24 protein-coding genes and 1 tRNA gene are annotated in these 25,175 nt (G+C 57.6%); 16 read left to right on the plus strand and 9 right to left on the minus strand.

Going from position 1 to position 25,175, the window contains the following annotated elements; all coding sequences use genetic code 11:
• Positions 1–6 precede the first annotated feature (6 nt).
• The 5 genes from ACWISF_RS04865 to ACWISF_RS04885 all read left to right on the plus strand — a co-directional run bounded on the left by ACWISF_RS04865 (position 7) and on the right by ACWISF_RS04885 (position 4,099).
• On the plus strand, positions 7–189 hold the full coding sequence (locus ACWISF_RS04865) for a transposase (protein ID WP_448380551.1): 183 nt from the start codon (positions 7–9) through the stop codon (positions 187–189).
• Positions 190–204: 15 nt separating this feature from the next.
• The gene (locus ACWISF_RS04870) at positions 205–1,014 is read left to right on the plus strand and encodes an RNA-guided endonuclease InsQ/TnpB family protein (RefSeq protein ID WP_448380470.1); all 810 of its coding nucleotides are present in this window, start codon (positions 205–207) and stop codon (positions 1,012–1,014) included.
• Between the two features lie 405 nt (positions 1,015–1,419).
• Positions 1,420–1,815: a DUF6464 family protein gene (locus ACWISF_RS04875; protein WP_448380471.1), complete on the plus strand. Its 396-nt coding sequence runs from the start codon at positions 1,420–1,422 to the stop codon at positions 1,813–1,815.
• Complete coding sequence (serS, locus tag ACWISF_RS04880; protein WP_448380472.1) at positions 1,803–3,074, plus strand: serine--tRNA ligase; 1,272 nt, start codon at positions 1,803–1,805, stop codon at positions 3,072–3,074. The genes ACWISF_RS04875 and serS overlap by 13 nt, the downstream gene beginning before the upstream one ends.
• Positions 3,071–4,099: an AI-2E family transporter gene (locus ACWISF_RS04885; protein ID WP_448380473.1), complete on the plus strand. Its 1,029-nt coding sequence runs from the start codon at positions 3,071–3,073 to the stop codon at positions 4,097–4,099. Before serS ends, ACWISF_RS04885 begins: the two co-directional genes overlap by 4 nt.
• Here ACWISF_RS04885 and ACWISF_RS04890 read toward each other — a convergent pair.
• Entirely contained in the window at positions 4,073–5,773 is a 1,701-nt protein-coding gene (locus ACWISF_RS04890; RefSeq protein WP_448380474.1) for an N-acetylmuramoyl-L-alanine amidase, read from the minus strand. The two genes, ACWISF_RS04885 and ACWISF_RS04890, sit on opposite strands and share 27 nt — an antisense overlap.
• On the minus strand, positions 5,770–6,537 hold the full coding sequence (locus ACWISF_RS04895; protein WP_448380475.1) for a phycobilisome rod-core linker polypeptide: 768 nt from the start codon (positions 6,535–6,537) through the stop codon (positions 5,770–5,772). Before ACWISF_RS04895 ends, ACWISF_RS04890 begins: the two co-directional genes overlap by 4 nt.
• Before the next feature lie 292 nt (positions 6,538–6,829).
• On the opposite strand from ACWISF_RS04895, the gene ACWISF_RS04900 reads away from it, so the two are divergent.
• Positions 6,830–6,991 (plus strand): hypothetical protein, encoded by a 162-nt coding sequence (locus ACWISF_RS04900; RefSeq protein ID WP_448380476.1) that lies wholly within the window; start codon positions 6,830–6,832, stop codon positions 6,989–6,991.
• On the opposite strand, the gene ACWISF_RS04905 is transcribed toward ACWISF_RS04900, so the two are convergent.
• Positions 6,979–7,494, minus strand: coding sequence for a TRAP transporter small permease subunit (locus ACWISF_RS04905; protein ID WP_448380477.1), 516 nt, complete (start codon positions 7,492–7,494; stop codon positions 6,979–6,981). The genes ACWISF_RS04900 and ACWISF_RS04905 overlap by 13 nt on opposite strands.
• 66 nt (positions 7,495–7,560) lie before the next feature.
• On the opposite strand from ACWISF_RS04905, the gene ACWISF_RS04910 reads away from it, so the two are divergent.
• The 3 genes from ACWISF_RS04910 to ACWISF_RS04920 all read left to right on the plus strand — a co-directional run bounded on the left by ACWISF_RS04910 (position 7,561) and on the right by ACWISF_RS04920 (position 10,011).
• A tRNA-Gln gene (locus ACWISF_RS04910) sits at positions 7,561–7,632 on the plus strand.
• A gap of 89 nt (positions 7,633–7,721) precedes the next feature.
• Positions 7,722–8,516 (plus strand): HAD family hydrolase, encoded by a 795-nt coding sequence (locus ACWISF_RS04915; protein WP_448380478.1) that lies wholly within the window; start codon positions 7,722–7,724, stop codon positions 8,514–8,516.
• A gap of 415 nt (positions 8,517–8,931) precedes the next feature.
• Positions 8,932–10,011, plus strand: coding sequence for a pentapeptide repeat-containing protein (locus ACWISF_RS04920; RefSeq protein WP_448380479.1), 1,080 nt, complete (start codon positions 8,932–8,934; stop codon positions 10,009–10,011).
• Here ACWISF_RS04920 and cbiE read toward each other — a convergent pair.
• Both cbiE and ilvD read right to left on the minus strand, forming a co-directional pair.
• Positions 10,008–11,252, minus strand: coding sequence for a precorrin-6y C5,15-methyltransferase (decarboxylating) subunit CbiE (gene cbiE, locus ACWISF_RS04925; RefSeq protein ID WP_448380480.1), 1,245 nt, complete (start codon positions 11,250–11,252; stop codon positions 10,008–10,010). The two genes, ACWISF_RS04920 and cbiE, sit on opposite strands and share 4 nt — an antisense overlap.
• Complete coding sequence (gene ilvD, locus ACWISF_RS04930; protein WP_448380481.1) at positions 11,243–12,931, minus strand: dihydroxy-acid dehydratase; 1,689 nt, start codon at positions 12,929–12,931, stop codon at positions 11,243–11,245. Before ilvD ends, cbiE begins: the two co-directional genes overlap by 10 nt.
• A 199-nt stretch (positions 12,932–13,130) precedes the next feature.
• On the opposite strand from ilvD, the gene ACWISF_RS04935 reads away from it, so the two are divergent.
• Positions 13,131–13,625, plus strand: coding sequence for a phosphoribosyltransferase (locus ACWISF_RS04935; RefSeq protein WP_448380482.1), 495 nt, complete (start codon positions 13,131–13,133; stop codon positions 13,623–13,625).
• Here the strand turns inward: ACWISF_RS04935 and ACWISF_RS04940 are convergent.
• Positions 13,612–15,147 carry a tetratricopeptide repeat protein gene (locus ACWISF_RS04940; RefSeq protein ID WP_448380483.1) on the minus strand — a complete coding sequence of 512 codons (1,536 nt, stop codon included), beginning with the start codon at positions 15,145–15,147 and terminating at the stop codon, positions 13,612–13,614. The two genes, ACWISF_RS04935 and ACWISF_RS04940, sit on opposite strands and share 14 nt — an antisense overlap.
• Before the next feature lie 364 nt (positions 15,148–15,511).
• Between ACWISF_RS04940 and ACWISF_RS04945 the strand changes: the two genes are divergently transcribed.
• The 3 genes from ACWISF_RS04945 to ACWISF_RS04955 are packed head-to-tail and all read left to right on the plus strand — an operon-like array spanning position 15,512 to position 18,639.
• Positions 15,512–16,126 carry a ferrous iron transport protein A gene (locus tag ACWISF_RS04945; protein ID WP_448380484.1) on the plus strand — a complete coding sequence of 205 codons (615 nt, stop codon included), beginning with the start codon at positions 15,512–15,514 and terminating at the stop codon, positions 16,124–16,126.
• Positions 16,123–18,411, plus strand: coding sequence for a Fe(2+) transporter permease subunit FeoB (gene feoB / locus ACWISF_RS04950; RefSeq protein WP_448380485.1), 2,289 nt, complete (start codon positions 16,123–16,125; stop codon positions 18,409–18,411). Before ACWISF_RS04945 ends, feoB begins: the two co-directional genes overlap by 4 nt.
• Before the next feature lie 3 nt (positions 18,412–18,414).
• Positions 18,415–18,639, plus strand: a complete 225-nt coding sequence (locus tag ACWISF_RS04955) for a FeoC-like transcriptional regulator (protein ID WP_448380486.1) — start codon at positions 18,415–18,417, stop codon at positions 18,637–18,639.
• A gap of 275 nt (positions 18,640–18,914) precedes the next feature.
• Here ACWISF_RS04955 and lnt read toward each other — a convergent pair whose 3' ends face one another.
• Positions 18,915–20,399 carry an apolipoprotein N-acyltransferase gene (lnt, locus tag ACWISF_RS04960; protein ID WP_448380487.1) on the minus strand — a complete coding sequence of 495 codons (1,485 nt, stop codon included), beginning with the start codon at positions 20,397–20,399 and terminating at the stop codon, positions 18,915–18,917.
• Positions 20,400–20,670: 271 nt separating this feature from the next.
• Between lnt and ACWISF_RS04965 the strand changes: the two genes are divergently transcribed.
• From ACWISF_RS04965 to ACWISF_RS04975, 3 genes are all read left to right on the plus strand, one after another.
• Complete coding sequence (locus ACWISF_RS04965; protein WP_448380488.1) at positions 20,671–21,405, plus strand: hypothetical protein; 735 nt, start codon at positions 20,671–20,673, stop codon at positions 21,403–21,405.
• A 62-nt stretch (positions 21,406–21,467) separates the two neighbouring features.
• Entirely contained in the window at positions 21,468–21,674 is a 207-nt protein-coding gene (locus ACWISF_RS04970; protein ID WP_448380489.1) for an Hfq-related RNA-binding protein, read from the plus strand.
• Between the two features lie 58 nt (positions 21,675–21,732).
• Positions 21,733–23,061, plus strand: a complete 1,329-nt coding sequence (locus tag ACWISF_RS04975; protein ID WP_448380490.1) for a (Fe-S)-binding protein — start codon at positions 21,733–21,735, stop codon at positions 23,059–23,061.
• Here ACWISF_RS04975 and ACWISF_RS04980 read toward each other — a convergent pair.
• Together ACWISF_RS04980 and ACWISF_RS04985 are read right to left on the minus strand one after the other, a co-directional pair.
• Positions 23,029–23,571, minus strand: a complete 543-nt coding sequence (locus tag ACWISF_RS04980; protein WP_448380491.1) for a hypothetical protein — start codon at positions 23,569–23,571, stop codon at positions 23,029–23,031. The genes ACWISF_RS04975 and ACWISF_RS04980 overlap by 33 nt on opposite strands.
• A 3-nt stretch (positions 23,572–23,574) precedes the next feature.
• Positions 23,575–25,110, minus strand: a complete 1,536-nt coding sequence (locus ACWISF_RS04985) for an NAD(P)H-quinone oxidoreductase subunit N (RefSeq protein ID WP_448380492.1) — start codon at positions 25,108–25,110, stop codon at positions 23,575–23,577.
• Between the last annotated feature and the right edge of the window lie 65 nt (positions 25,111–25,175).

Below are 25,175 nucleotides of genomic sequence, written 5' to 3' on the forward strand. Positions count from 1 at the left end.
AAGGTTGTGGCAGCCGCTGGGTGTGAATTGATATATCTACCGAAATACTCTCCCGATTTAAACCCGATTGAGCATCCATGGCATAGAATCAAGCAAAGAGTTAGAAAAACTATGACATCCACAACCCAAAACCTTCATGACATCATCGATTCAGTCATCTGCTCTATATGTCAACCTTTGCCTGCTTAGCTATACCTAGAGTGGGTGTATGCCAAGCCTTCTGAACCGCACCCCCTTGACCCAACAAAAGTTCTCGCAATTGATCATGGTGTCAACAACTGGCTTGCCTGCGTTAGTAACTTAGGACATAGCTTTATCATCAATGGGCGGCAGGTCAAATCTTGCAACCAGTGGTACAACAAAGAGGTGGCTAGGCTCAAAACCGGTAAACCGCAAGGTTTTTGGTCTCGCCGACTGGATCGTCTCACCGAGAAGAGAAATCGTAGGATGCGGGATGGCATTAACAAAGCTGCTCGTTCGGTCGTTAATTACTGCCTAGAGCACTCCACCGGGAAAATTATCTTTGGCTGGAACCAAGAGCAAAAGCAGGAATGCAATCTAGGGAGGGTCAACAACCAAAACTTTGTGTTTATTCCCACAGGCCGGTTGAAGGAGCGCATAAAAGAGCTATGCCAATATTACGGCATCGAGTTTATTGAGGTGGATGAAGCGTACAGTTCGCAGGCGAGTTTCTTGGATAGGGATGACCTACCTACTTATGGTGAAAAACCCGACGGGTGGCGGCCATCTGGGAAGCGAATCAAACGGGGATTGTACAAAACCGCGAAGGGGTGGCTGGTAAATGTGGATGTTAACGCTGCAGCCAACTTACTAAGGAAAGTAAGCAGAACCCTAGGGCTTTGTCTTAAGGAACTGTGTAGGAGCGTCTTGACCACGCCTTGGCGCGTCCGTTGGTGGACTGCATCAGCATCCCCCGACTTGAGGCGGTGGGCGTGTCAACACCGCCGGTTTCGAGAATATCTCAACGCCGGAGTCACCCAGGGCTACATGTAGAAAGGTAGAAAGCAGCCTGCGCCTATTCCCTCGGCCCACATAATGCCTGCACCCCAACCCCCAGGCACACAAGTTTTATTGTCAGGACATCTATCACTTTGTACGGGGCACCGATCAACGGAAACCCTTAGAATGAGTACGGTGACATACTCCCGTCTCTCGTCCTACAGACAGAGAGCGGGCTTCAATACGCTTCCTTGGGGAGCTTCCGCAAGAACCCTCTGCGTGTCGCAGACACGGGATGTCCCACCACGTAGCCATGCCAGATTCCGGCAACGCCGTTTTGTATGGCCAACCCTATTTTACCACGTGGGGGTGGCTGTATCCCGGCACCGTGCGGGGCTTATCCACCCCCACACCCCCGCGAGCTAAATTACACCTATACCTGCTTGTCGCTTGCTGACGATGACCCCGGAATCCGTGCCTACCCAAATTCTCCTGAGCCAACCGGCCCAGTCGCTGGGGGAATTTTGGCTCCCTGACCGGCCCCAACCCGGCAGCCCAGTGCAGATCAACGGCCAAACCTACACCGTCTTGGAACGCCGCCATTGCTACCACTACCGGGGCGGTCGCTACCACCTGCACAAAATGGCCCTGCTGGTCCAGGTCGCTCACCCTGACCGCAATCGCTGGCAGGGACGCTGGATTATCGGCGATGGTCGCTGCAAGTACAATGCCCTGTCAGAGTTAGTACGGTGTGCAGTCAACCCCCACGGGCCGTGCCAGGGTTGTCCGAGTTTTACCCCTACTTCCAGTACAATCAGGGATGGTGTGGCGGGGGAATCAGGGTGCTCGACCTGAAACTCATTCGGGAACAGCCGGAGTTGGTGGCGGCCCGGTTGGCGACGCGCCAGGGGGATGTGGATGTGCAACCCCTGTTGGCGGTGGATGCCCAGGTGCGGGCGTTGGCCAAACGCCGTTCCCAGTTGCAGGCAGAAAGTAATGACATTGGCAAGCAGGTCGGCCAGTTGCTACGCACGGGGGCGTCAGAGGAGGTGCTGGCACCGCTGCGGCAACGGGGGCAGGAACTCAAGCAGACCCTGGCGGCGCTGGAACAGGAGGAACGGGAACTCACGCAAAAACTCCAGGAGTTGTTATTACAACTGCCGAATTTACCGGCGCCGGATGTGCCCGTGGGCAAGGATGAAACCGCCAACGTGGTGCGGGCGGTGTGGGGGGAAGCCTACAAACCGCAGCATCCGGTGTTGCCCCACTGGGAGGTGGCGGCCAAATTCCATTGGTTGGAGACGGAACGGGCGACCAAAATTGCCCAGAGCCGGTTTGTCACCCTGTGGGGGGCAGGGGCGGCCCTGGAGCGGGCGTTGATCCAATGGATGTTGGATTGGCACATTCGGCGGGGGTATGTGGAGGTGTTGCCGCCTTTTTTGGTCAACAGTCAAGCGCTCACCGGGACGGGGCAACTGCCCAAATTTGCGCAGGAAAGTTTTGCCTGTCGGGACGATGATTTGTGGCTGATTCCCACTGCGGAAGTGCCGGTGACCAATCTCTATCGCGATGAGATTTTATCCGCCGAGCAATTGCCCATTTATCACTGTGCTTGGACGCCCTGTTTTCGCCGGGAAGCAGGCAGCTATGGCCGGGATACGCGCGGGTTGATTCGTTTGCACCAATTTAATAAGGTGGAGCTGGTGAAAATTGTTCATCCTGCCACCTCGCAGGCAGAACACGAACGTTTGGTCCAGGATGCGGCCAGTTTATTAGAAGCGCTGCGGTTGCCCTACCGGGTGGTGGAATTGTGTACGGGCGATTTGGGTTTTGGGGCGCAAAAATGCTATGACTTGGAGGTGTGGTTGGCGGCGCAGCAAACCTACCGGGAAATTTCCAGTTGCTCTAATTTTGGTGATTTTCAAGCGCGGCGGGCCGGGATTCGCTATCGGGAAGCGGGGAAAAAAGGGACGGAATTTGTCCACACGCTCAATGGGTCAGCTTTGGCTGTGGGGCGGACGATGGCGGCGATTTTGGAGTGCTACCAACGCCCGGATGGTTCGGTGCAGATTCCCGAGGTTTTACAGCCCTTTATGGGCAGGGAACTTCTATGAAATTGGGGGATTGGTTTGGTCTGATCCTGCTAGGGGTAGCCCTGTATATTCTCTGGGAAATTCGCTACTTGTTGCTGTTGGTTTTTGCGGCGGTGTTGGTGGCGGTGGCGTTGGATGGAGCGGTGCATTTTTTGCGCCAGTGGCGGATTCCCCAGGGGGTTGCCATTGGTCTTACCTTGTTGACGTTTTTGGCGGGGTTGACGCTGTTGGTGGGGTTGTTGGTGCCGCCTTTTAGTAAGGAGTTGGAGGAACTGGCCAAACTGTTGCCGAAGGGGTTGCAGTCCCTGGCGCAATGGTCGGAAGATTTGCAAATGCGTTTGTTGGGGGAAATCCTCGTTCCGTTGCAGAGTAACGGTGATTTGCTGCGGCAATTGCAGGCGTTTCTCAACCCGTTGCTGCGGCGGGGGATTAGTTTCTTTTTTGATACGTTGGGGGGGGTGCTGTCGTTTATTTTTATCCTGGTTTTGGCGGTGATGTTTTTGGCCGACCCTGCTACCTATCGCCAGGGATTTATCCGCTTATTTCCCGCTTTTTACCGCAATCGCGTCCATACCATTCTCCGTCGTTGTGAGGTGAATTTGCGGGCTTGGATGTTGGGAACGCTGACGGCCATGGCGGTGGTAGGAATTTTGAGTTTTGTTGGTTTATCGCTGTTGGGGGTGCGGTTGTATTTTGCCCATGCCTTGATTGCCGGTTTGTTTAATTTAATTCCCAATATTGGCCCGACGTTGAGTGTGATTCCGCCGACGGTGATTGCGGCTTTGGATGCGCCTTGGAAGGCGGTGGCGGTGGTGATTTTGTATTTCTTAATCCAGCAAACGGATGCCTATTTGGTCACGCCCTATGTGATGTCGCAGCAGTTGCAATTGCCCCCGGCGCTGACGCTGATGGCGCAGGTTTTTTTCACGACGTTTTTGGGGTTGCCGGGGTTGATTTTGGCTTTGCCCTTGATGGTGGTCTGCCGGGTGTGGATCGAGGAAGCCCTGGTGAAGGATGTGTTAGACCCCTGGCGACAACGGGGTTAGGGTTTGCCGCAGCCAGGCTTCGATGCCGGCTGCAAGGGTCTGGGCCAGGTGCTGCTGGGCCTGGGGGTGGACAATCCATTCAAACTCCTGGGGATGAATCATAAACCCCAGTTCCAGTAACACGGCGGGGCAGACGGTGGGACGGGTAAGGGCGAGGTTGTGCCAAAAAACGCCGTAGCTGGGCCGCCGGGCGGTCTGGGTGAGGTATCGGTGCAAAAAGACGGCCAGGGGTTGGCTCTGGGGGTGATACCAAAAGGTGCCAATGCCCTGGGTGCCCCAAACGTCGCCGTCATCGGGGAGGGCGTTGTAATGAATGCTCAGGGCCAAATGGGGCTGTTGGGTCTGAATCTGGGCCACCCGCTCGACCAAAGGCACGGCCACATCGCTGGTGCGGGTCAGGGTCACCTGGGCACCCCGCCGGCGCAAGCGGGTCGCCACCAGAAGGGCCATCTTCAGGTTCACGTCCTTTTCCGGCGTGCCATCGGGGCCCACAGCCCCCAGGTCCTCCGGGCCGCCATGTCCAGGGTCGAGCAGAACCCTCACCCCCGCCAGGGAGTGGGGCGGCAACGGGGGCGGATGTCGCAGAGCAAAGATCAAAACCTGGTCTTGGTAGTGCGCCCGGTAGCCCCATGCCTGCGCCGAGGGCAAATAAAAGCTGTAGCGGAGGGTTTCCGGGGCGGTTTGTTGCCAGGTAAACCGGCGTAGGGCCGGGCCTTCCCCCAGCCGAATAATGTCGGTTTGCGCGCGGGTGTGCCACAGGGTAAGATGCACTACCCCCGGCTCCTGGTGAATGGCAATGGGTACAGGGCGGCTCAAGGGAAAGTGAATTTCCGTCCAGTCAGCGGTGCGGTGTTCCCGAACCCCCCGCAAGAGGCTGGGCAAGAGGGCCATGCGTTGCAAGGTCACCTGCTGCCGCTGTACCCAACCCCCGTAGCGCAGTTGCAGCCAGTCCCCCTCTTGGGCAATCACCTGGTCCTGCGTCCCTGCCGGCAGGGGGGTCAAGCGGGAGTAATCCGTGCCGGGGCCGGTGCGGGCGATGCCCTCCGTGGTCAGCGTCGCCACCTCTAGCTGGTTGGGGTCGAGAATGGTCACCGCCCCAGGACTCTGCCAACGTTGTTGCCCCCAGCGCAGTTCCGGGTGTCCCAGCAACCCTGGGGTTTCCACCCGCAGACACCCCTCGTACCGCAGTCGCGCCGGAGTGGGCCGGGGAGCAGTCAAAACCGCCTCGTTTCCGGCCAGGTCAGCAACCCAACGGGGTGACAGCGCCACCGACCAGGGACCCACCTGGAGCGCCACCGGCTCGCCAGGCGGCAGGAACGCCTGAAAACAAAGGGGTTCCCCCGGCAACCGCGCCACATCCACCGCCGGGAGCAACGGCGTCGCCGGTTCCGCAGGCGGGACCCGACGAATGGTTAAGGTTAGGGTTTGCGCACCCGCTTGCACCTGTACCGTGTTATGCCCCCAGGCCAGGGGCACAACAGGCGCAAAATGCCCCGCCGCCGAACGGGCCACCACCTGCCCGTTGACCCGTACCGGTTCGTGGGGGGGATGGGTGCCAATCAGAAAAATGTGGGGCGCGGTGGTCTGATGCTCCGGGGGCGGATAAACCACCTGCAACGCCGCAGCTTTGGTTCCCACCAACACCAGGCCCCCTACCACCCACCAGCGGGTCACGACCGCCGCCGCGGCACCTTGGCCAAAAAGTCCAATTCCTGCACCGCCACCACTGGCCGCGTTTGGGGACGGGTATCCACCGCACGGGCCAGGGCGCGATACTGCCGGGGGTCGCCCGCCTGGGGAAACAATTGCTGGCGTTCCTGGGCGCGTTTTTGGTAGTAGCGGATCAAAACATAGTTCCAATCAATGTATCCAATCCCCGCTTTCGCCCGATAGTTGCCGTCATAGCGGGGCGTGACCAAATTGAACGGGCGACCCTGCATCCGGCGGCGTTGGTAGGGCACCGTTTGATCCCCAAAATTTTCCGTATATTCGTCGCTATCTACCAGTTCATTGACAAACCCCTTGAACCCCTGGGTAGCAATGCGGATCGACCAGGCAATCCGTTCCTCCTGGTTGTAGGCTTGCCGCCCCAAAATCCGCCGCAAACACACATCCACCAGCCGGTAATTGTTGTTGGCCGCCACCACCAACCGGTAAAAGGGGTCCGATTGCGCCAAACCCCGGATGAAATCCCGCACGGTAATCGTCCGATTCTTGAGCTGGGATTCCAAAGTCACCTGGCGGCAGGATTTGAGGATCGCGTGTTCACTAAAAATTTGCCGGTAGGCCGCCCAGATCAGCGCATCCATCTCGTCGGTAGTGCCCACATCCTCCAAACGGTAAATCCGGGGGCTATCTTCATTCAGTTCCGCCCGGCCAAAATTCCGCACCCGATGGTTTTGCGTGGTGGGTCGGTAAGCAAGCAAAGGCAAGGTCATGGCAACCAACTCCAGTCAGAAGCTTCCTTCAGGGTAGGCGAAGCGGTTCCCCCCCGTCACCCAACGTAACAGAATGTGAAGCGGCCTGCCGCAACCGGCTCTGGGGAATGGGTATCTCCTTATATTTTCCTGAGAACAAGCCGCGGCCAACGGCGGGAGTGCTCCAGCCGCCGCGTTAACCGTTCTTAAACCTTGTTATGTTCGCGCGGCTTTGGTGATGTTTATCACGCCGGCACAGCCGATTCCTTCTTTAGAGTGGAATTAAGCCATTGGCACCATTCAGGAGTTTTGGATGATGACGCAATTGCGGGAGCACATTGTGGAGACCGTGCGTTTGTCTTTGGCCTTAGCCGCCATGATTGGGGTGGTGTGGGGGATGCAGAACCTCCGCCAGGATGTTCACCAGCAGGGGCGCTATCCGGCCACCGCCCACCCGACCGACTATTCCCGCTGACCGTGACGGAGAAAGTGCACCAGCCCCACCACCTGGGCTATTCCCTGCACCAACAGCAGGCCAAACCCCAGCAAGGGGAGGGATTTGACCCAGTAGCGCGGCAAACCGCCGGGGTCGGGGGACTGTTCCCAAATGCGCCAAGAAGCCCAGACGGTGGGGGTGGTCACCCACAAAATCAAGACCACAAACGGCAGCAGAAACAGTAGGGTGCCTAGGAGGTCCATCCAGGCGCGGCGGCGTTCCGACCAGCGCTGGTACAGCACATCCACCCGTACATGGCTGTTTTGGTAGAGGGTGTAGGCCGCCCCCAGGAGAAAAACCGCACTGAACAGATACCACTGCAATTCCAAAAGCGCATTGGAGGTGAGGTTGCGCCCCCACCATCGCCCTAGATAACGACCCACCACATTCCACACCCCCACCAGCACCAGGGGCGGCACCAGCGCCATTGCCACCCACCCTGCCGCCAGGGTCAGACGATTGATACCATGCCAATACCGCATGGTTCCCAGCATACGCCCATTGTCAAGCGCCCCGCAAGATTGTTAAGATAGCTAATGCGATGGCAATGGGGTGTCGCCAAGTGGTAAGGCAGCTGGTTTTGGTCCAGCCATTCCGAGGTTCGAATCCTTGCACCCCAGTTCTCCCCCCACGGGCACACAACCGAGTGACCAGGGCAAGCGCCTGGTCAGGTTTAGGAAGGTTCATTTTCTGAAGGGCTGGGCGTCCCATGCCGCAACCGTCCCTGTTGGCTCTGGATTTTGACGGGGTGCTCTGTGACGGGCAAGAGGAATACTTTGCCATCAGCGCCCAGGTGTACCGGGAATTATGTCCTGACATTGGCTGTACCGGCAATTTGGAGCCGTTCCGAGAATGGTTTTACCGGCTGCGGCCTGTGATTACGCACGGGTGGGAGATGCCCCTGCTGTTGCATGGGTTGGTGGTGGGGGAGGACTTAGAAGTCATGGCGACTGCTTGGTCCCAGGTGCAACAACGGCTTTTGGCGGCCACAGGTTGGTCGGCAGAGATGTTAGGGCAGCGGGTGGATCGGACGCGGGATGCCTGGATTGCCCAGGATGAAGCCGGATGGTTGGCGCGACACCATTTTTATCCGGGGGTGGTCGCCCAAGTGCAGCGCTGGTTGACGGCTGCCCCCTTTCAGCCGGTGATTGTCACCACCAAGCAAGAACGGTTTGTATTGGCGCTCTTTGCCGGGGCCGGCATCGCATGGCCGCCAGCATGGCTGTACGGCAAAACCCTAGACCAGCCCAAAACCGCGATACTGCAGGCATTACATCAGCAGCACAAAGTCATTGGGTTCGTCGAAGACCGCCTTGAGGCTCTGACTGCCGTGCAACAGATTGCCGCCTTGCGGGACATTCCCTTATTTCTTGCCACCTGGGGCTACAACACCCCCGCCCAGGCGCAATGGGCCGCTCAGCAGGGAATTCGGCCCCTGACCTTAGCGGAATTTTGCCACCCCGATTGCCCCTGGTTGCCGCACACTGATAAGCAAAAGCAGTGATGATGGTCGTCAATCGCTGTTTTCTATAAGAAAATTGTATCGCTACCGTCGCTGCAGGCGGATGACAAAGCAGGGACCGACCTGATAAAGTTTACTTGTGTGAGGAGCGAACCAGTTAGGGAGTCGAGACGAAACACGGCAAGTCGTCGGCTCCCTTTCTGGTTTTTAGGGGCTGGATAGGTGTGCGGTAGATAGATGGGGCGGCTTGGGCAAGGGGGGCAATGTGTCCTGAGTTTGTTTGAGAGGGCGGTTAGCGGGTCACGCTGTAGTAAGTGACAGCATTTGCTTAACTGTGGGGATGCCGAACCATTCCTGCCCACCAGGGTTCCTGACGGGCTACCGGAACTAACTGTATGCAGTATGATGACAGTCAAGGAGTCGCATAATTGTCAGGATTTGGTTAGGAGATGGGCAGATGAAAACGACCTGGTGGGGAGTAATTTGGATTGGCATTGAGTTACTGGGATCGTCGTTGGCCTTGGCCGCCAACCCGGAACATATACAGCGGTTGACCAGCACCAATCAATGTCCGAAGTGTGATTTATCGGGAGCGGATTTGCGGGGAATGGTTCTGGCGGGAGCTAATTTGGGCAATGCAAACTTGCGGGGAGCTAATTTAGCAGGGGCGAATTTGGAGGGTGCCAAGTTATTTAATGCGGATATAACCGAAGCAAATTTGGGCAATGCCAACCTGAAACAGGCGGATTTGGGCAATGTTAACTTGGCAAAAAGTATTCTCATCCGTGCCAACTTGGAGCGAGCAAATTTGAATGGCGCTAATCTTGTCCACACAGATTGCAGCGAAGCCAATTTACGTCAGGCCTCTATCAGTCTGGCGAATCTGGAAAAAGCCAATTTATCGGATGTGAATTTGAGCGGGGCAGATTTGACGGGATCGGTGTTGACGGGAGTGAATTTATCCCAGGCGCGGCTGCACCATGCGGTGCTGAACCGGGTGAATTTGGACCAGGCGGATTTGACAGATGCCCGCATGGAGGGAGTGAAATTGCGGGAAGCCAGTTTGGTAGGAGCAACGTTGCCGCGGGTGCGCTTGAGCCGAGCCGATTTAGTAGCGGCCAAATTAGGGGGGGCCAATTTGCGGGAGGCGGATTTGAGCCAGGCGGATTTGACAGGTGTGGATTTGACCGCTGCGCGTTTGGATCGGGCGAATTTAGCGCAGGCGACTTTAGAGGGTGCCAAGTTAAAAAAGGTGAGTTTGGTCACCGCCAATTTGCCCGCTACAAATCTCATCCAAGCAGATTTAAGTGATAGCGATTTACGAGGAGCTAATATCTCCCGCGCCCGCTTGCAAGATGCCAATCTGAGCAATAGTAATTTGAGCGTAGTGAATTTGAATCACACCAACCTCACAGGCGCTAATTTAGCCGGTGCAGATTTAACAGGTGCCCAGGTGCAGCAGGCCATTATGGGCAATACCAACCTCAACGGCACGATTGGGTTAGATAAGCTGGTGGGACGCACGCAAATCCCTTAGCCCGCCGGTTTGCCCAGTTGCACAAGGGTAAGCGGATTGAGGGGTTGCCAGCGCGTCAAATCCCCGACCGCCAGGGAACGGGAGAGGCGAACATCTAGAGCATGATACGGCCAACCCTGCTGTTTTGCCCAGCTTAAAACCAGCGCTTGGTGTTCTTGGGTCGCCAGCGCCAAAACCACAATCCCCCCTGGCAGCAAACGGGTATCTAATGCCTCTAAAATGGCCCTTAAATTGCCGCCACTTCCGCCAATAAACACCCGGTCAGGATTGGGTAAATGAGTAAAAATTTCCGGGGCATTGCCAGCAATAACAGTAACATTTCTCACCCCTAACTGTTGACAGTTTTGGTGAATTAATTGCACCCCCATTGCATTTTTTTCAATGGCGTAAATGGTACTTTGGGGGAGTACACGAGCGATTTCGATGGCCACTGTGCCTGTACCTGCTCCCACATCCCAAATCGTTTGCCCATCCTGAAGCTGCAATTCCCCCAAAATTAAACTGCGCATTTCCTTTTTGGTCATCAAACCTGGCTGATCGGGAAACCCGTAAAACACTTCATCAGATATGCCGAATATAGGTAACTTCATCGGGTTGCATAATCGGGATGACTCCCGCAGCAGTACCACAACATTCAGCGTATTTCTTTGATCCTTGAGTGCTTGCTCCAGGGTGAGTAATTCAATCTGTTCGTCGGGACTACCCAACTGCTCACACACCCAAATTTGATACGCAATAGGCAGTCTTAATTGCTGGAGCACCTGGGCAATGGTGCGGACGTTGTGGGTGGGGTCGGTGAGAATGGCAATTTTGGCAACCCCTTGTTTGAGCGGGGGAATTAAGTTTTCCCACGACCGGCCATGAATGCTCACAATTTGGGCATCCTGCCAAGGGATTTTCAAGCGACTAAATGCCAATTGCACCGCGCTGACGTGGGGATAAAACCGCAACGATTCCGGTGGAAAATGGCTGAGCAATAACCGCCCAATCCCGAAAAACAAAGGGTCACCGGAGGCCAACACCACCACCTGTTCATACCCCTGCGCCAAATACTTTTTTAAGTCCTGAATGCCCTGCTGGAGATGTTCCCAAGGCAGACGCAACGCCGGATGTTCGGCAAAATGAGCTAAATGCCGGGGAGCGCCACACAAAATTTGCGCGCGATTGAGGGCAATTCGGGCATCCGTCCCCAGCGAAGCCGCCCCGTCCCCGCCCAGCCCAATGACATGAATCAAGCCCACAAATCTAGATCAGTGACCGCCCCCAGATGACTGCCCGCCACCAACTTGGCATACTTCGCCAATACCCCACGCGTATAACGGGGCGCCGGAGGTTGCCATTGCGCCCGCCGCTGCGCCAATTCCTCATCCGCAACGTGCAGATGCAAACGGCATTCCTGGGCATCAATGGTGATCAAATCCCCTTCCTGCACCAGGGCAATCGTGCCACCCACCGCCGCTTCGGGCGACACATGCCCCACCACCAACCCATACGTACCGCCGGAAAACCGCCCATCCGTAATTAACCCCACTTGCTCCCCTAGCCCCGCCCCGATCAGCGCCGATGTGGGGGACAACATTTCCCGCATCCCCGGCCCACCTTTTGGCCCCTCATAGCGGATCACCACCACATCCCCCGGTCGAATCCGCCCGGCCAAAATCGCCGCCAAACAGGTCTCCTCTGAATCAAACACCCGCGCCGGCCCCGTCATCGAGGTCCGTTTGATCCCCGAAACCTTGGCTACCGCCCCCTCCGTCGCCAAATTTCCCCGCAAAATGGCGATGTGCCCCCGCGGATACACCGGGTTGTCCCAAGGGCGAATCACCTCCTGCCCCGCTGGGGGTTCATCCGGCACCGTCGCCAACTGTTCTGCCCACGTGCGCCCCGTAATCGTTAGACAATCCCCGTGCAGTACCCCATGATTGAGCAGAATTTTTAATACCTGAGGAATCCCCCCCGCCCGGTGAAAATCCACCGTCACATACCGCCCCGACGGCTTCAAATCGCATAGCACCGGCACCCGCTCCCGCATCCGGGCAAAATCATCCAAGCTCAAGGGCACCTCCGCCGCCTGGGCAATCGCCAACAAATGCAGTACAGCATTCGTCGAACCCCCCACCGCCATCACCGTAGCAATCGCATTCTCCAACGACTTACGGGTAATCAACTGCCGGGGTAGGATTTCCTTTTCAATCGCCGCCACCAACACCTTGCCCGACGCCGCCGCACTAGCCCGTTTTTCCTCATCCTCTGCCGCCATCGTCGAAGAATACATCAGACTCAAGCCCAGCACCTCCGCCACCGAGGACATGGTATTGGCCGTGTACATCCCACCGCAGGAACCCACCCCCGGACAGGCCCGCCGTTCAATTTCCAACAAATCCGCCTCACTTATTTTCCCAGCGCTGTAGGCCCCCACCGCCTCAAACGCACTCACAATCGTCAAATCTTGCCCCTGATAGTGCCCCGGTTTAATCGTTCCCCCATAAACAAAAATCGCCGGGATATTCAGCCGGGCCATCGCCATAAGCGCCCCCGGAATATTCTTATCACAACCCCCAAGCGCCAAAATCCCATCCAGACTTTGCCCCAAACACACCGTCTCAATCGCATCGGCAATCACTTCGCGGGACACCAACGAGCATTTCATCCCCTCGGTTCCCATCGAAATCCCATCGCTAATCGTAATCGTGCCAAACATCTGGGGCATAGCATTGGCTTGCTGAATCGCCGCTTCCGCCTGCAGGGCCAAATCATTTAGCCCCGCATTACAAGGGGTAATCGTGCTATAGGCGTTGGCAATGCCCACAACCGGCTTGGCAAAATCCCCATCCGTAAATCCCACCGCCCGCAACATCGCCCGGTTCGGGGAACGTTGCACCCCAGCGGTAATCGCCTGACTGCGGCGGAAAGGGGTCATAAAAGCCCAGCAGCACAAAAGTCCCTTGGCCTTAATCATACCACGCCTGGCGTGAGTGCTCTGTTTGGGGCCCTAGGGTTCCCCCAACCAAGCCGTTTTTTCGATTCCTTTAACAATTCACACCCGTTGGACCAAGGGAATGTCGGCACCCGTGCAGAATCGCTATAATGGCCAAAACGGCTGGTAGGGGAAACATCGCTTGCCCCAGGATTACTACCTCACTTGGGAAGAATACCACCAAAAAATCGAACAACTCGCCCAAAAAATTTACGATTCTGGGTGGGAATTTGACCAAATTTTAGCGATTGCCCGGGGTGGGTTGCGGGTAGGGGATATCTGTTCGCGAATGTTTCAAAAACCCCTGGCAATTCTCATGGCCCAATCCTATACGGGAAAACAGCAGGGTTGTTTACGCATTGCCCCCCATATCACCATGACCCAAACCCAGCTTGGCCCCCGGCTGTTGGTGGTGGATGATTTGGTGGATTCGGGCAAAACCCTGGGGCATGTCGTTGCTTATTTGTGGCAGAACCCCCAAATTATCGAACTCAGAACCGCCGTGATTTGGGTCAAAGGGCGCGCCCAATTCTCGCCCGATTACTACCTGGAATTGCTCCCCCACAATCCCTGGATTCACCAGCCCTTTGAACCCTATGACCACTGGCAATTTGCGCCTAACCCTAGGGCAACATAAAATCGGGAATGTCTAGGGTGGGATCGAGTTCCAACGCCCGGCGAATATCGGCAATCGCCCCCCGCTGGTCCCGCAACTCATAGCGCAACAACCCCCGCCGGTAATAGGCCAGGGCAAAATTGGGGTCCAGCCGCAGACATTGGTTGTAATCCCGAATTGCCCCCTGGAAATCCCCCCGCTGCGCCTTGCTGTTGCCCACTTCGTAGAAATCCTGGGCATCCTGGCTGGTGGGATTGAGCGCCGTGCCGTGAATGTAGGCGAAATTCGGATTCAGACGCAGGGCTTGGTTGTGGTCTTTGACCGCCTCGCTGTAATACCCCATGCGGCGGTAAGCAATACTGCGGTTGTAATAGGCATCGGCCAAATCCGGTTGCAGTTCAATGGCCCGCGTATAGTCCGCAATCGCCCCCTGCTTATCCCCCAGCCGATAGCGCGTCAGACCCCGTTGGTAATAAACATCCGCCCGCCCGGGCAGGTAATGCAGGGCCTGGTTGTAGTCCTCCAACGCCCCCCGATTATCCCCCAGATAAAACCGCAACCACCCCCGCCGAAAATAGGCTTCCCCATGCTCCGGGCAAAGCCGCAACGCCGCGGTGAGCTGGGCCATGGCCTGTTCATGTTGTCCCTCGCGGATGTGGGCCAAAGCCGCCTGCACCTGTTGCTCTGCCGCTGCCGCAGATTCCCGGACTGGGGGTGACCAACGGCGGGGTTCCGGCTGCACCCGGTTAAAATCCTCCATCGCGCCCCGCTGATCCCCTAAAGCTGCCCGCGCCTCGCCCCGATGGTAATAGACCTGGGTCAAATTCGGATCAAGCAACAGCGCCCGCGTGTAATCGGCAATGGCCCCCCGCAGGTCCGCGACCGCCTGCCGCGCCAACCCCCGCTGAAAATAGGCCTGGGCAAAATCCGGCTTGACCCGCAGACATTGATTGTACGCCTCAATCGCCGCCGCCCAATTTTTTAACTCCGCCTGCGCCAACCCCTTTTGATAAAACCGTTCCGCACCGCTGGGCGCCAAACCCTGCGCCGTGCCGTGAATGTGCGTGTAATTGGGATTTAATTTCAACGCCTGGGTATAGTCGGCCAACGCCCCCTGTAAATCCCCCTCCCGACGCCGGGCAATACTGCGGTTGTAATAGGCATCGGCCAAATCCGGTTGCAGTGCGATTGCTCTTGTGTAGTCGGCAATCGCCCCCTGCCGGTCGCCCAAGCGATAGCGCACTAACCCCCGATGGTAATAACTCAGGGCATGCTCCGGCGCCAGGGCCAACGCCTGGGCAAAATCCGCCTGCGCCCCCTGGTAGTCGTGGGTATGCAGCCGCGCCAACCCCCGCTGATAATAGGCCAGGCTGTACTGCGGTTGACATTGCAACGCCTGCGTAAAAAACTGAATCGCCCTGGGCAAATCCCCCTGCTCCACCTTTTTTAAGCCCTGGTGGTAAAAACTCTCCGCCTGCAGGGACACCGTCTGCACCGCTTGGGGCTGCGTCTGCTGGGACCGGGAACGGTTGGGGTGGGCCATACCACACAGTAAGATTTATCTGGCTAATTCCATCCTTGTTGCTGGGTATAAGGTTTGCCAGTGATAAAAATCACAAAAAATCCCCCAATACTCAAAATTAAGTAATTTTTCGTACAAAATAAGCCATTTTTCTCAATGAGCGTATATTTACGGAGCAATTTCCCTGACAGACGCCAGAGCCGGCAGGTTTGTATTTTTTTATATTTCTCTTTGAATTTTGGCCCTGCCTGGAGCCTGAGTCCCCTTCGGCAATTATTAAGACTTCTTTAAGGCTGGCGTGGGGTGCCGCTTCTTTTTGTCTAATTGAGAATGATAATTATAATTATTTTGGTGATAAACGCCAGGAATAAGCAAGGAGGTTCCGATGCGCCATTGCTGGGGTCAGGGGCAGAATTCCAGGCAAAATCAGGGGTTTACCTATGTGAATGATGCCACCGTGAGCGGTGAGGGGTCGGGAATTGTCAGTGCGGATGATTCTCAAAAAATGCTTCTATCCCAAGTCCAGCCAGGGGAGCGGGTGCGGGTGGTGCGGGTGGATTGCGGCGAGGCGAATCCCCGGTTGGTGGGCATGGGCATTACCCAGGGGGCGGTGCTGACGGTGCTAAGCCATCTGGATTCCGGGTCGGTGCTGGTGGAATGTCACGGTCAGCGGTGGGGGTTGGGGGCAGGGATGGCAGAACGGATCGGTGTCGTGCGCTGCGAGGCGGAAATGCCTAGGATGACCCTGGGGGAGGCGGCGATTGGCAGTTGGGTGCAGGTGGTGGGCTATGTGCCGGGGGCAGGGGACTACAAACGGAAATTGCTGGGGATGGGTTTAACGCCAGGGACGCTGGTGCGTGTGAAACGCCATGCGCCCTTGGGGGACCCCACAGAGATTGAGGTGCGGGGGTTTGCCCTGAGTTTGCGCAAAGGGGAAGCGGCGGCGTTGCAGGTGGTGCCGGTGGAGGGAGAAGGAAACCAAGGGAGGGATGGGCAATGAGCAAGCGGACGGTTGCCTTACTGGGAAATCCCAACTGTGGGAAAACGACCCTATTCAATGCTTTGACGGGGGCACGCCAACGGGTGGGCAATTGGCCAGGGGTGACGGTGGAACGCAAAGAGGGCATTTACCGGGAACAGGGGCAAACGGTGACGGTAGTGGATTTGCCGGGGATTTATTCTCTGGATGTGGCGGCAGGCAGCACGGGGCTGGATGAACAGGTGGCGCGGGATTACCTGCTCAGCGGCGAGGCTGACCTGGTGGTGAATATCCTGGATGCCAGCAATCTGGAGCGCAATCTTTACCTGACAACCCAGCTTTTGGAGATGGGGGTGCCGCTGGTGCTTGCCCTGAACATGATGGATCAGGCGGAAGGGCGGGGAATGCGCATTGACCGTGCCGGGTTACAACGGCGCTTGGGCTGTCCGGTGGTGCCGTTGTGTGCCCATCGGGGGCGGGGGGTGGCAGAACTTAAGGCAGTCATCCGGCAGGCATTAACCCAGCCACAGGGGGCCAGGGTGCGCCCTACTTATCCCCCGGTGATCGAGCAGGCGTTTACCGAACTTGCCCATGAAGCAGGGCTGGGTTCCCCTTGGGCGGTGCTGTACGGGTTGCAAAGTGACTCGCCGGGATTGCCAAGCCGTTGTCAGCAGTACCGGCAAGAGATTCTCCAAACCCTGGGGGAAGACATAGATTTATTGATTGCCGATGTCCGTTACTCCTGGATTCGGGAGGTGGTGGCGGCGACGGTCACCTTCGCTGGCCAGGTCAGCCAAACGGTTTCGGATCGGATTGACCGCTGGGTGTTGCACCGGTGGTTGGGGATTCCCATTTTTCTCGCCGTCATGTACCTAATGTTTTTCATATCAATCAATGTGGGAGGGGTGTTTATTGACTTTTTCGATATTGGGGTGGGCACGCTGGCGGTGGAGGGCACGGCGCATCTTTTGATCCAACTCCACGCGCCGGGTTGGTTGATTGGGCTGTTGGCAGACGGGGTAGGGGGTGGCATTCAGACGACGGCGACCTTTATTCCCCAAATTGGCTTGTTGTTTGTGTTTTTATCGGTGTTGGAGGATTCGGGGTATTTGGCGCGGGCGGCGTTTGTGATGGACCGGCTGATGCGGTGGATTGGCCTGCCTGGGAAGTCCTTTGTGCCGATGCTGGTGGGATTTGGGTGCAATATCCCTGCCATCATGGCGACCCGTACCCTGGAAAATCGGCGGGATCGGTTGATGACGGTTTTAATGAACCCGTTTGTGTCCTGCGGGGCGCGGCTATCAGTGTATGCTCTGTTTGGGGCGGCGTTTTTCCCAAGAAACGCCCAAAATGTGGTGTTTCTGCTCTACCTGATTGGCATTGGGGCGGCAGTGTTTACGGGTTTGGTGATGAAAAGCACCCTGCTACGGGGAATGACGGCTCCCTTCATTCTGGAATTGCCGCCGTACCATTTACCGACGCTCAAGGGGGTAGCCATCCACGCCTGGGGACGGTTGCAAGCGTTTATTACCAAGGCGGGGCGGATGATTATTGTGTTGGTGGTGATTTTGGGCTTGTTAAATTCGGTGGGTACGGATGGTTCCTTTGGGAAACAGGACAGTACCGCTTCCCTGCTGAGCGCCATTGGTCGGCAAATCACGCCGGTATTTGCACCGATGGGGGTGCGACTGGAAAATTGGCCGGCAACGGTGGGGATATTCACCGGGGTATTTGCCAAGGAGGTGATGGTGGGGACGATGAATTCCCTCTACGGGCAGTTGGCGCAGGCGGAAGCGGCAGATAGTGGGGAACCACCGGCGGCATTTGACCTGTGGGGCGGTCTTCGGGAGGCGGTGGAGAGCATTCCCCAAAATTTTGCCGCCCTAGGGGAGCAGTTGCTGGACCCGCTGGGGATGGGGGTCGTCAGCAGGAGTGGGAACCAGGAGGCAGTGGCAGAGGCATTAGGGGTGGGGACGACCGTCTTTGGTCAGATGGCTGTCCGTTTTGGCAGTACCACGGCGGCAATTGCGTTTCTGCTGTTTGTCCTGCTGTATTTCCCCTGTGTATCGGCGACGGCGGCGGTGTATCGGGAAACCAATCTGGGCTGGACGGTGTTTGTCGCCTGCTGGACAACCGGGCTGGCTTATTGGGTTGCCACCTTTTATTACCAGTTAGCAACCTTGAATGAACACCCGGAAAGTTCCCTGTTGTGGCTATCGGGACTCATCCTGGTCAAGTTGGGGGTTTTGTGGGGATTGCGTGCCGTCAGTAGCCCCCGTTTACGTCGCGTACCCTCCGGGAGGTAACGGATGCTTTTGCAAGACCTGCAAGGTTATTTACAAACACACCGGCAAGTTTCGTTGACCAAGTTATGTCAACACTGGCAAATGGACGCCGATGCCCTCCGTCCGGTTTTGAATCTATTAATTCGCAAAGGGCGGGTGCGATGCTTACACCAGCCAAAGTGTGGGGGCTGTCACTCCTGCGCCGCAACAGATTTAGAACTGTACGAGTGGGTAGAACAACCACCCTAAAGGGGATAAGCCATAGCAATCCTATAGCTAGGTAGGTTAAGGTTGTCGCCTGAAGATTCACGGCTACGCCCAGCAACCCATAGCGTGTCAACCTATGTATGCTTAGCCATATTGGTGACGAAACAATCACCTACCCCGGTGAACAACCCGGACGGTGCGTAGCTTGGGGGTGTTCTCGCTTCCCCAAAGTAAGCAGAACCTTGGGGAACTGGGTAGGGGCGTCTTGACCACGCCTTGGCGCGTCCGTTTGGGGACTGCGTCAGCATCCCCCGACTTTAGGCGGTGGGAGTGTCAAGCCAATGGATCAGCAGAATGAGAAGGAATAGGCCGACACAACTGGGCGTCAGCCAGTCGCCATAACGCACATAAGGGGTTTGGTTGGTGCGGCGGTAAATGCGTACCAGATGGGTTTGATAGCGATAGGGTTCAGCCTGCCAAAGGAGACGCCCCCGCGGACTAATAACCCCAGAAATACCGGTATTGGTCGCGCGTACCAACCAGCGGTCGGTTTCAATCGCCCGCAGTACGTCCTGGGCTTGGTGTTGCCGCATCATCCGGGGTGGGTAGGGATCGTTGTTGGCCACTGTGATGATCCATTCCCCCCCGGCTTGGGCTTGGGTGCGAAAAATCGGGGCAAAGGCCGAATCATAACAAATTCCGGCAATCACCGGCCGGCCTAGAAGCTGCACCGACTGGGACAACGGGCCAGCAACCTGCGATTCCGGGAGTGCGGAAATCCGCCGTACCCACCCCCCCAACCACGGCTCCCAGGGGATGAATTCTCCCAGGGGCACAATCTTTACTTTGTCGTAACGGCTGACCACTTTGCCGGTGCGGTCAAGCACAAACAGACTATTGGTGAGTCGCCCGTCCCGACGGCCATAGGCGCCCAAAACTAAAGGAACTTGCCACTTTTGTATGGATGATGTCAGGGCATGGCCGGGTGTGAACTCCGACCCCAGAGCGCCTTCGGGGGTAAGGATGACCGCTGCTCCTTGGCGCGCCAGGGCTGCATAGCCGGCTCGCAAACGTTCGACCATTTGGGTGTGACCAAAGGGCGTAAACCGCTGGGGGTTGGGGATGGAAGGCTGAATGATGCCCACAGGTACAGCCGCGAAAACCTGATCCCGCCACGCCGTCACCTGCACAAACCAGCCCAAACTTTGTCCCAGACAGAATAACCCCAGCGCGAGGGGGAGTATGAGGTGGCGGGGATAGGTCACCACCAGCGCCAGGACACCGTTGGTCAACACCAGCCAAAGCGTCGGGGTCACCGGCCCCGAAAGTTGCCCCAGGTGCAAAAAGGTGGGATTACCAGGGCTTTGGGTAAGCGCTAGGGTGGTCCACCACAGGGGAGTCCAGCTTGCCAGGGTTTCCAGCACACCCCAGAAGGCCACGCCAGCGCCTAACCGCAGTCCAGGTTGAGTGATTCGGCTGGTTGCCCACGCCCAGACGCCCACCAGCCCAGCCCCCCAAAGCGTCACGCTTAACCACAGGGCAAGGGCAATGACCAGACTGGCTACCCAGGGGATACCCAACCAGGTGAGGGGGTGGAGATGGGTCAGCCAAGAGAGCGCCACGCCGTGATAGGCCGCCCCCCAGACCAGGCCATGCCGCAATGCCCCTTTGCGCCCAAAGGTCGCCCACCACAGGGGCACCAACGCCACCCATCCCACCGGCCACAGCCAACCTTCGCCAGGGGTCAAACCGAGCAACGCCCCGGCCAGCCACAGTAGGGTGGGGTGAAACCAGCGTCCCATAAGGAAATTAAATCAGCGGTTGACATCCCCAGAGGGGCTGACTATGCTGAAAGTGTCTCCTGCCTGTGGAATTCCGATTCATCTTTATTCTCTTCGCTCCTAGGGTTTGCTTACGACCGCTTGCCCCCTGCGTTATAGACTGCAGGGTGACGGTTAGGGAATTGGGTTGGGGGCAAGTCATCGCTTGAGCCCAAAGGCACACCATCCACATTGCTGAGGAGTTGATCCGATGATGCGACACACACACAGAATGCCTGTTTTAGGAATGGCTTTGGCGTTACTGGCCACGCCAGCTTGGGCGCAGTTGGGAACCCAGCTTCCCGCACCGGCGGACTGGAATCAACGACAACAGCGGCTCAGTGCACCCAACCAACGCCCGCTCCCCGTACCCGGCATGGCCGCACCGGTGGGACAAGGGAGTGTGTTGCCCCCAGCGCCAGGGGTGATGGTGAACCCGGATCAGGCGCACCGGGTGTTGGTGATGGCAGTGTCCCCGGCTCAGCTCGGACTTCTACGGCAAATCGCGCCCCAAGCCTTTCCGGTGCGCTATCAGGGGCAGATGGTCATGCAAGCAGGGGTGTTTGCGTCAGCCCAGGAGGCGGAGCAACTGGCAGAACGATTGCGGCAACAGGGATTACTGGCGCAGGTGGTGAGTCCGGCGGCATGGCAAGCGGCCAAGACGCAGCGGGATGCCCGGATGCAGATGGTGCTCAATCCGCCTGGCAGTGGCGACCCCGATGCTTGGGAAACCCTGGCCACTTGGCAGCATGTCCGGCGCCAGACCCCAGCCAGCGGTTCCCGGCAGCCAACGGTGCGGGTGTTGGTCCGCCCGGCCACTCCCACCCAACAAGAGGAAATTCTCAAACTCCTCCCAGAGGCTTTTCGCTCCAGCTACCGCGGGCAAATTTTTTGGCAAGTGGGGCGTTTCCAGAATCAAGTACGGGCGCAGCAATTGGTGGAATACCTGCGTTCCCGCGGCTTCCAGGTAGTGGTCGAATCCCAGTAAGGGGGCGCACGGCCCGAACGCAACCATAGTACAATACCGGGGGTAGTGCCGAGAGCAATCGCATGGCGGAACTGGATACGGGTTTGCCCAGCGTGCGGCAGGTGCAGTTCTACATTCAGGAGAAAAAGGCGGTGGAGGTCAAGCTGACGACCGGGGATGTGCTCTCCGGCCAGATTGTCTGGCAAGACCCCGATTATTTCCGCCTGGTGAACACCCAGCAAGAGCAGTTTCTCCTGTACCGGCCAACGGTGGTCTATATCAAGGGGTAAATCCTGGCGAGAATTGCCAAATCACGGTACAAGGGAAGAAATGATCCCTGGCGTGAGCATGAGGGCTGCTTCCGGTTTTGATACCCATGACCCCCCGGCGCAGGCGGTAATCAATACCTGCGTGCATTGCGGTTTTTGTTTGACCACCTGCCCCAGTTACCGGGTGTTGGGGACGGAGATGGACTCCCCCCGCGGGCGCATTTACCAGATGAACGCCATCCACCAGGGGGAAAGCACCCTGAATGCGGTTACGGTCAGCCATTTTGATACGTGCTTGGGCTGTCTGGCCTGTGTCACGGCCTGTCCCTCCGGGGTGCGCTATGACGAACTCATCCGGGCGACCCGCGCCCAAATTCAACGCAACTATCCCCGCCCCTGGCCGGAACGGCTGCTGCGGCAGATGGTCTTTCAACTGTTCCCCTACCCGGAACGCTTGCGGTGGCTGGCGCCCTGGCTCTGGCTCTATCAGCAAATGGGCCTTGCCCGCTGGCTGCCGGGTTTACTTGGCCGAATGGCTCCCCCTTTGGGGGCAATGGCGACGCTGTTGCCGCCCCTGACGTTTTCCCAACTGTTGCCCCAGCCTTGGCCGGAGGTGTTGCCTGCCCAGGGAACCCGGCGGTTTCGGGTGGGGGTGATCCTAGGCTGTGTGCAACGGCTGTTCAACCCGGCGGTGAATCGGGCGACGGTGCGGGTGTTGCAGGCGGTAGGCTGTGAGGTGGTGATCCCGCCCCAGCAGGGCTGTTGTGCCGCGTTGCCCCAGCACCAGGGGGAAACCGCCCAGGCGCAAACCCTCGCCCGCTGGATGATTGATTGTTTTCGCCATTACGACCTGAACGCCATTCTCATCAATGCCTCCGGCTGCGGCCACACCCTCAAAGAATACGGGCATCTGTTGGCCGATGACCGGGAATATCGGGAACTGGCGCAGGCGTTTAGCCGCCGGGTGTACGACCTGCAGGAATTTCTCGCCCAAATTGACCTGGGAGTGCCCCTGTATCCCTTGGCAGACGAACCCCTGGTCGTGGTGTACCAGGATGCCTGCCATATGATGCACGGCCAACAAATTCGCTGGCAACCCCGGCAGTTGTTGCGGCAAATTCCGGGCGTGGAACTGCGAGAACCTCTGGATGCGGCGCTTTGCTGTGGTAGTGCCGGGGTGTATAACCTGCTCCAGCCGGAAATTGCCCAGGAATTGGGCCGCCAAAAGGTGCGCCATTTGCTCAACACCGGGGCGCAGGTGATTGCTTCTGCCAATATTGGCTGTACGGTGCAAATCCAACACTACCTACGGGAACAGGGAGCGTCCGTGCCGGTCTATCATCCGGTGCAGTTGCTCGATTGGGCCATGCGCCGCCTACCGCTTCAGGATGTCCGTCGCCCGCTGTAGGGTGATGTGTTGGGAAGGTAAATTCAGCGGGTAGCCCAACTGCTTGGCCTTTTGGGTCATGGCCGGGCTGAACACCACATCCGGGTTGGCGATGCCGTGACAGACCCCCCAGTAAACCGGATAGGAGTTTTGGTTGTAGCCAAAATAATCCCCACCGGGGTTGAGCAGATGGGCCACATACCCCGGTCCTGCCGGGTCGCGAAAGATATAGGCCGGGCGCGTCCGCGAGCAGTACACGTAATCCTGGCTCCGTTCCGTAAATTGGCGAGGTGGTTGGCCCTCTATCGGCCAAAAACGGCGGCCCACCGTAATTTGGTAGAGTTGCCCCTGCGCCGTTTTTTGGGCAAGACGGATGCCCAGCACTTGCATTTCCCAGCATTCCCCCTGGCGGCATCCCGACTGCACCACCAGCGGTTTTACGCCCTTGGCTTGGGGTTGGGCCGCCACCGGCAGAACCCCCCCTGCCACCACCAGCGACACCAGTACCAGAACCCACCGATTTCCAACCATCGCTCAACGTCGGTCACCCAAATGGGCCACAGCCAGGGACGGACGCAAGAAATCCGTACCCGTCACCGCCTGATTTGCCAGGGTCAGCAGGGGATTGGCCAACAGACCCGCTATTGCCGTCACCACCACACAGGTAATCAACGTTGCCCGCAACTCCGGCAAACCCGGCACATTCCAGGTAATCGGCGGATAATTTTGCACCGCCAAAGACATTTCCTGCGGTTCCTTGACCACCATCATCCGCACCACCCGAATGTAGTAGTAGATGGAAATCACACTGGTCACCAACCCCACCAACACCAACGTGTACGCACCCGCCTGCCAACCGGCCCAGAAAATATACAACTTGCCGAAAAAGCCTGCCAGCGGCGGAATTCCCCCCAACGACAGCAAACACAAACTCAACCCCAGGGTTAACAACGGGTCTTTTTGATACAGTCCCGCATACTCATTAATCTCATCCGTGCCCGCCCGCAAACTAAACAAAATCACACAGGCAAACGCCCCCAAATTGGTGAACAGATAGATGAGCATATAGAACAAAATACTGGCGTACCCTTCCGGCGTACCAATTGCCAAGCCAATCATCAAAAACCCCGCCTGCCCAATCGCAGAATAGGCCAACAGCCGTTTCAAACTCGTCTGCGTCAGCGCCACCACATTCCCCAACACCATGCTGAGAATCGCCAGCGCACGAAACACAAACTGCCACTGTGCCGTTGCCTCTGGAAACACCGTCACCAACAGCCGAATTGCCAAGGCAAACCCCGCCGCCTTCGACCCCACCGACAAAAACGCCACCACCGGCGTCGGCGACCCCTCATACACATCCGGCGTCCACTGGTGAAAGGGCACCGCCGACAGCTTAAACGCAATCCCCGCAATCACAAACACCAGCGCCATCAACACCCCCAACGACCGGCCCATCTCCTGGCGCACCAACTGCTGGGCAATGGCGCTCAAACGGGTTTCCCCCCCCGATAGACCATACAGCAACGACAAACCGTACAGAAAAATGGCCGAACTTGTCGCCCCAATCAGCAAATACTTCAGTGCCGCCTCATTGGAGCGCACATCCCGCTTCATGTACCCCGCCAGCAGGTACGACGCCAACCCCAGGGTTTCCAGGGCGACAAACACCATCACCATCTCATCTGCCCCGGCCAGGAACATCCCCCCCACCGTGGCCACCAGCAAGATGGTCATGTATTCCCCCAAGGCACAGCCCGTCTCATTCACATAGCGAATCCCCATCAAAATACTGAGCGCCCCCGACAGCGCCACCAAGCCCCGAAACAAAATCCCCAGCCGGTCCGCCTGAAAACTGCCCAAAAACCCCTCCGTCACCGGCAAAGACCACTGCCCTGCCAGCGCGACTACCGCCCCCAGCAACCCCACCAAGGCCACATACGGAGTCCAACGGCTGACCTGCCGCCCCCCGACCAAATCCGCCAACAGCACCACCGTCAGCGTCACCACCACCAGCAATTCCGGCAGAATCGTCCCCGTATGCAAAGCCGCCAACGACATCCCATCCATTCCCATCCTCCAGGCAGTTTTTTTAGGTCATACCAGTAGGGTAATGCAAAAGAGCCAGGTATCCA

The sequence above is a fragment of the Gloeomargarita sp. genome, from assembly GCF_053491055.1.